Origin of the sequence: Bradyrhizobium sp. (assembly GCF_049581145.1) — a bacterium.
Taxonomy (GTDB): domain Bacteria; phylum Pseudomonadota; class Alphaproteobacteria; order Rhizobiales; family Xanthobacteraceae; genus Bradyrhizobium.
In genome coordinates this window covers 1-4,606 of sequence record NZ_JBAURI010001289.1, presented here as the reverse complement: position 1 = coordinate 4,606, position 4,606 = coordinate 1, and the positions used below count along the sequence as shown (strand labels likewise).

The 4,606-nt window shown below is 65.4% G+C and carries 2 protein-coding genes; one reads left to right on the top strand and one right to left on the bottom strand.

The window, feature by feature from the left end; genetic code table 11:
• Window positions 1-256 precede the first annotated feature (256 nt).
• Complete coding sequence (locus WCB02_RS41075) at window positions 257-2,629, top strand: xanthine dehydrogenase family protein molybdopterin-binding subunit (protein WP_423968506.1); 2,373 nt, start codon at window positions 257-259, stop codon at window positions 2,627-2,629.
• A 281-nt stretch (window positions 2,630-2,910) separates the two neighbouring features.
• Here the strand turns inward: WCB02_RS41075 and WCB02_RS41070 are convergent, their stop codons facing one another.
• Window positions 2,911-4,419 (bottom strand): class I adenylate-forming enzyme family protein, encoded by a 1,509-nt coding sequence (locus WCB02_RS41070; RefSeq protein ID WP_423968504.1) that lies wholly within the window; start codon window positions 4,417-4,419, stop codon window positions 2,911-2,913.
• Window positions 4,420-4,606: the final 187 nt, after the last annotated feature.

Genomic DNA, 4,606 nt, shown 5'->3' with positions numbered 1-4,606 from the left:
GCGCCAAGCCTGTGCAGCTCGTCGCGCGGCATCAGGCCCTCGCGAAGCCGCGTGTCATCCTTCATTCAAAAATCTTTCGTGGCCATCCGGCCCGGAACCCGTTTTCATCCGAAACTCTAGCAGCGCTTGAAGGCCGTGCAACAACCCATCACATGTCCACCACATGGGACCATACCCAATCAGGCGTTGTCGGAGCCCCATCCGTGCGTTATCTGGGTCAAAGGCTGCGAAAATCGTGCAAAACTGGGCATTTCCGATGCAAGACCATCTACCGCCATCCTTCCTGGAAAACGCCATTGCACTGCAAAAATATGGCGTTGGCCAGCCTGTCCGCCGCAAGGAGGACGACACGCTGGTGCGCGGCAAGGGCAAATATACCGACGATTTCAGCCTGCCCGGGCAGGCCTATGCCTGGATGGTGCGTTCCAGCCACGCGCATGGTGTCATCAAGGGCATCGACACCGACGCTGCCAAGGCGATGCCGGGCGTGCTTGGGGTCTGGACCGGTTTCGACCTGGCCGCGTCCAATTACAGCCCGTTCACCTGCGGCCTGCCGCTGAAGAACCGCAACGGCACGCCGTTGTTGCAGACCAATCGCACGGCCTTGATGACCGACAAGGTGCGCTTCGTCGGCGATCCCGTCGCCTTCGTGGTTGCCGAGACGGTCGCGCAGGCGCGCGATGCCGCCGAAGCCGTCATGCTCGACATCGATCCGCTGCCGGCCGTGACCGACGCCGCCGAAGCGGTCAAGCCGGGCGCGCCGCAGCTCTACGACCACATCCCCAACAATGTCGCGCTCGACTATCACTATGGCGATGCCGACAAGATCGCGGCGGCGTTCGCCAGCGCCGCGCATGTCACGAAGCTCGACATCGTCAATACCCGCGTCGCCGTGGTCTCGATGGAGCCGCGCGTCGCGCTCGGGCATTATGACAAGGCGACCGAGCGCTACACACTGCAGGTCCCGACCCAGGGCGTCTCCGGCAACAAGGCGACTCTGGCGAAGATCCTGAACGTGCCGGCCGAGAAGGTTCGCATCCTGACCGCCAATGTCGGCGGCTCCTTCGGCATGAAGAACCTCAATTATCCCGAATATACCTGCATCCTGCATGCTGCAAAACAGCTCGGCCGTCCGGTGAAATGGACCGACGAGCGCTCGACCAGCTTTCTCTCCGACAGCCAGGGCCGCGCCCAGCTGATCCATGCCGAGCTCGCGCTCGACGCCGAAGGCAGGTTCCTGGCGGTGCGCCTCTCCGGCTACGGCAATCTCGGCGCCTACATCACCGGCGTGGCGCCAGGACCGCTGTCGCTCAACACCGGCAAGAATCTCGCCAGCGTCTACCGCACGCCGCTGTTGGCCGTCGACATCAAGACGGTGCTGACCAACACCACGCTGATGGGCGCCTACCGCGGCGCCGGCCGGCCCGAGGCCAACTACTACATGGAACGGCTGATCGACCGCGCCGCCGACGAGATGGGGATCAACCGGCTGACCCTGCGCAAGCGCAATTTCATCAAGCCGGCGCAGCTGCCGTTCGCCGCCGCCTCCGGCGTCACCTATGACAGCGGCGACTTCGCCGGGGTCTTCAGCAAGGCGCTGGAGATTTCCGATCACGCCAATTTTGCCCAGCGCAAACGCGAAAGCCGCAGACGCGGCTTGCTGCGCGGCATCGCGGTCGGCTCCTATCTCGAGGTCACCGCGCCGCCGAGCGGCGAACTCGGCAAGATCACCTTCGAGCCGGACGGCACGGTGAAACTGACCACCGGGACGCTCGATTATGGCCAGGGTCACGCCACGCCGTTCGCGCAGGTGCTTGCCGCGCAACTCGGCGTGCCCTTCGACAGGATCACGCTGGAGCAGGGCGACAGCGATCTGGTCCGCTTCGGCAACGGCACCGGCGGCTCGCGCTCGATCACCGCGACCGGCCAGGCGATCGTCGAGTCTTCCGCGCTGGTCGTCGCCAAGGGCAAGCAGGCAGCGGCGCATTTTCTCGAAGCCGCCGAAGCCGATCTCGAATTCGCAAACGGCCGCTTCACCATCGCCGGCACCGACCGCGGCATCGGCATCATGGAACTGGCCGAGCGGCTGCGCGACGGCAAGGTGCCCGAGGGCGTGCCCGCCTCGCTCGACGTCGATCACGCCACCAAGGAGACGCCCTCGACCTTCCCGAACGGCTGTCACGTCGCCGAGGTCGAGATTGATCCGGACACCGGCGTGGTCAAGATCGTGCGCTACACCGGCGTCAACGATTTCGGCACTATCGTCAATCCGATGATCGTCGCCGGCCAGCTGCATGGCGGGGTCGCGCAGGGCATCGGCCAGGCGCTGATGGAAGAGGTCAGCTACGACGAGAGCGGCCAGCCGATCACCGGCTCCTTCATGGACTACGCCCTGCCCCGCGCGGAAGACATTCCGCCGATGATCGTGGGCGACCATCCCTCGCCGGCCAAATCCAATCCGCTCGGCACCAAGGGCTGCGGCGAAGCCGGCTGCGCGGGCAGCCTCGCGACCATCGCCAACGCGGTGATCGACGCGCTGTCGGACTACGGCATCAAGCACATGGATATGCCGCTGACCCCCGAGCGGGTCTGGCGCGCGATCCAGCACGCGAAGGCCAATGCAGCGTAGCACGGCTTGCGGCATCGCGAGATCGCAGCGAGCTGGCTCCTTTTCACCAAGGCCTGACCGCGCTCACGCAGACGATCTGCGATACGGCCGGCAGGACCGGCCGGCGTATCGGCGAGCGCCAGATCAGTGATGATGCGATCCCTCGGTTCTTGTCACGGCCGCCGCGGCTTCGGCAGCCGCGCTGTGGTGAACCGCGGCGGCGCCCCCTCGTCAGCCTCGCGATGGCGCGTCCGATATGCCGGCTTGCCCCGATCACCAGAGCAGCCTTGCCGGCCGCGGGCTCAGGCCGACCATCCGCGCGCAGCCTCGAGCTTGCGCGCCCGTTCGATCAGCGACTTGCGATCGATCTTGTTGGTGCCGGCCCACGGCAGCTCACTGACGAATTCGATCCGCCGCGGATGCTGATAGGCCGGTCCATTGGCGATCGTGAACCGCCTGATCTCGTCGACGCTCGGCTGCGCGTCGGCGCGGGTGACGATGAACGCGACCGGCACCTGGCTGCGCTCCTCGTCCGGCAGCGGCACCACGACGGCCTGCTGCACCTTCGGGTGACGCTCGAGCAGCTTCTCGACCTCGCCCGGATAGATGTTCTCGCCCGAGCAGACGAACATGTCGTCGGCACGGCCGACGAAGTAGTAGAACCCGTTGTCGTCGCGGCGCATCACATCGCCGCTGTCGTACCAACCGTCCACGATCGCCTTGGCGGTCTGCTGCGGCAGGTTGTGGTAATGCGTCATCAACGCCGGATTTCGCATCAGCAGCACGCCTTCATTCTCGGTGCCGTTGATCAACCTTACCGTGTCGGAGTTGATGGGATAGCCCAGCGCCAGCGGCGGGGTCGCAGTCCCCTCCGGGTGCGGTCCGAACACCGCAGGCCCTGCTTCCGTCGTGCCGTAGCCGATCGAGAGCGTCACATTGGGCAGCACCTGCTTGATCTTGTTCCACAGCCCCATCGTCATCGGCGCCGAACCCAGCATCAGCCGGCGCACCGACCCCACATCGTTCCGCTTGAGCAACTCGGTCTCCTTGACCACCCGCGCCCACATCGTCGGCACCGCCGTCGCCGCCGTCACCCTGTATTTGGCGATCGCCTCGATATAGCCCCGGGTCTCGAAGGCCGGCAGCAAGACCACCGATGCATTGGTGGCGAAGATCGTCTTCAGCGCGAACAGGCCGTTCATGTGGAACAGCGGCTGGGCGATGACATAGCGCTCGCTCTCGTTCAGAGCGCCACTGGTGCGGGTCGCGAGCGCCCAGAGTTGCCCATGATGCGACAACGGCACACCCTTGGGCCGTCCAGTCGACCCGGACGTGTAGAGCATCTGGCCGACTTCGTCCGAAGCAGCCCCGACGCTGTCGAAATCGGCGGGCTGGATCGTGGCGGCGAAGCCGCCCGGACCGGCATCGTCAAAATCGATCACGGGGATGCCGTCGCGCACCAGAGGCCGGCTGGCGGCATCGACAAAGGCCATGGCGATCCCGGCGTCATCCATCACATAGTCGATGGTGTCGCGCGCCAGCTTGATGTTGACGGGCACCGCGACAAGCCCGGCGCGCATGATGCCGAAATAGGCGATGGCATATTCCGCACGATTCAACGAGACGATTGCGATGCGGGTGCCGCGGTCGAAGCGGCGGCCGGTGAGGTATCTGGCAACGCCGTTCGCCAGCCGATCGATCTCGCGATGGGTATAGACCCGCGCGTCGCCCGGCAGCGCCAGGTCGATGATCGCTTCCTTGTCGAGATTGCCATTGCGATCGACGAGGTCGCCGAGATTGTGCCAACGCATCAGCGAGACTCCATTCTTTCATGTTTCCGCTACCTCGCCGCGGCGGCGGCGCGCGGCAATTCGGCGGGTTGATCGAGCAGGTCGTAGTGACAGGCCACCATGCGGCCACCCAAGACCGCACGGAGCAGCGGCCGCTCCTGGCGGCAGCGCGGCTGCGCGATTGGACAACGGTCGTGAAAGCTGCAGC